Origin of the sequence: Amnimonas aquatica, assembly GCF_002943415.1 — a bacterium.
Taxonomy (GTDB): Bacteria; Pseudomonadota; Gammaproteobacteria; order Pseudomonadales; family Moraxellaceae; genus Perlucidibaca; species Perlucidibaca aquatica_A.
On record NZ_PTQZ01000254.1, the window covers coordinates 1 to 2,246 of the forward strand.

The 2,246-nt window shown below is 66.8% G+C and carries 2 protein-coding genes; both read left to right on the top strand.

The window, feature by feature from the left end; all coding sequences use genetic code 11:
• Nucleotides 1–227 precede the first annotated feature (227 nt).
• Nucleotides 228–1,718 (top strand): phosphohexomutase domain-containing protein, encoded by a 1,491-nt coding sequence (locus tag C5O18_RS08705; protein WP_105193184.1) that lies wholly within the window; start codon nucleotides 228–230, stop codon nucleotides 1,716–1,718.
• A 66-nt stretch (nucleotides 1,719–1,784) separates the two neighbouring features.
• On the top strand, nucleotides 1,785–2,246 hold a 462-nt coding region (locus C5O18_RS08710), incomplete at its 3' end, for a sugar phosphate nucleotidyltransferase (protein WP_158249317.1).

The following is a 2,246-nucleotide window of genomic DNA, read 5'->3' on the forward strand; positions in this document are numbered from 1 at the left end:
GGGGCCTGCTGAGCCAGCCCGTGATCTTCGACGGACGCAATGTCTATGATCCGGCCTGGCTGAAGGAGCAGGGTTTCACCTATGTCGGCATCGGGCGTGGCGACACGGTCTGAGGCCGTGTGCCGCCGGTGCGTGCCAGCTGGCCTGGCGGGGCGCGCACCGGCCAGCATGGTTCCTGCCGGCGTTATACTTCCTGTCTGTTTCCTCCTGTCGAGAGTTCTGTTTTCATGACGTCCAGCAACCCACCCTCTGCCGCACTGCCTGCTTTCAAAGCCTATGATGTCCGCGGCCCGGTGCCCGCCCAGCTCCATATCGACATGGTGCACGCCATTGGCCGCGCTTATGCCCGCGTGATCCGCCCGCAGGGGCCGGTGGCCATCTGCCGTGATATCCGCGACACCAGTGCCGACTTCGCGCGCGCGCTGGCGGCCGGCCTCAACGCCGAGGGCGTGGCCACCCGCGATATCGGCCTAGGCGGCACGGAGATGGTCTACCACGCCGCCGGCCAGCCCGGGGCGGGTGGCGGCATCATGATCACCGCCAGCCACAACCCGGTGGGTGACAACGGCATCAAGATGGTGCGTGGCGAAGCCCGCCCGATCAGTGGCGATGACGGCCTGGGCGAGATCGAGGTGCTGACGCGTCAGTTCCTGGCCGAGCAGGCCGCGGCGGCCGGGCAGGACAATGGCTACGCCTTCGGCCCGCTGACCGATGGTGCGCAGTACCGGCCCGACCCGGCGCTGCACGCCGCGCTCGACCTGCACGACAGCTATGTCGCCAAGGTGCGCGGCTTCGTGGATTTCGACGGTCTGCGCCAGGCCCTTGCGGCCCGCGCCGCCGCTGGTCGCCGTCTGAAGCTGGTGGTCAATGCCGGCAACGGCTGCGCCGGCCCGACCTTCGATGCCCTGGTGGCGGGGCTGGACCTGGACATCACCCGGGTCTTCCACGAACCGGATGGCAGCTTCCCCAACGGCGTGCCCAACCCCATGCTGGCCAAATGCCAGGAAGACACCGCCTCGGTGGTGCGCGCGGAACAGGCTGGCCTCGGCATCGCCTGGGACGGCGACTTCGACCGTTGCTTCTTCTTCGACGAGACCGGCGCGTTCATCGAGGGCTATTACCTGGTGGCGCTGCTCGGCACCCAGCTGCTGCAGCATGAAAAGGGTGGCTCGGTGGTCTACGACACCCGCCTGACCTGGAACACCATCGCCCAGGTCGAGGCCGCCGGCGGTCGCGCCGTGGTCAGCAAGTGCGGCCACAGTTTCATCAAGGGCGCGCTGCGCACCGAGAACGCCGTGTACGGCGGTGAAATGTCGGCCCACCACTACTTCCGCGACTTCCATTACTGCGACTCGGGCATGATTCCCTGGTTGCTGCTGCTGGAGCGTCTGGTCGCCGAGGACCGCCCGCTGTCGGCGCTGGTGGCCGACGCCCAGTCGGCCTTCCCCTGCAGCGGCGAGATCAACTTCAAGGTCGCCGACGCCGGCGCCGCGCTGGCCCGTGTCGAGGCTGCCGTGCAGGTCGAGCTGGCGGCCGGGCGCGAGACCCTGGTCTCCGAGTCCGCGCTTGATGGCCTGAGCCGCGAGTTCCCGGCCTGGCGCTTCAACCTGCGCCGCTCCAACACCGAGCCGGTGGTGCGCCTGAATGTGGAGGCGCGTGCTGACGCGTCGCTGATGCGGGCGAAGACGGAATGGCTGAAGGCGCTGATCGTCGGCTGATGTTCAAGCTGGTGATTGGCTGATTTTTTGTATGCATGACCAAGCAGATTCGACAGGAGTCCCGAGATGTCCGCGCTTGTTCCCGTGATCATGGCTGGTGGCTCCGGTACCCGACTCTGGCCGCTTTCCCGAGAGGGCTACCCCAAGCAGTTCCTGCAGCTCGAAGGGGGGGGCACCATGCTGCAGAACACGTTGGCGCGCCTGGAGGGCTTGGGAACCGACAGGCCTCTGGTGATCAGCAATGAGGCGCACCGCTTTCTGGTGGCCGAGCAGTTGCGTCAGCGTGGTGCCTTGGGCGACAACGTGTTGTTGGAGCCAGTGGGCCGCAATACGGCACCGGCCATTGCTCTTGCAGCGCTCAAGGCCTCTGCAGATGCGGCCGATCCGCTCCTGCTGGTGCTGGCTGCCGATCATGTGATTCGTGATGTGGCTGCTTTTCAGTCCGCCATTCGTGTCGCAGTGCCGCAGGCAGAGGCCGGTGCACTGGTCGCGTTCGGCATTGTCGCCACCACGCCTGAAACAGGCTAT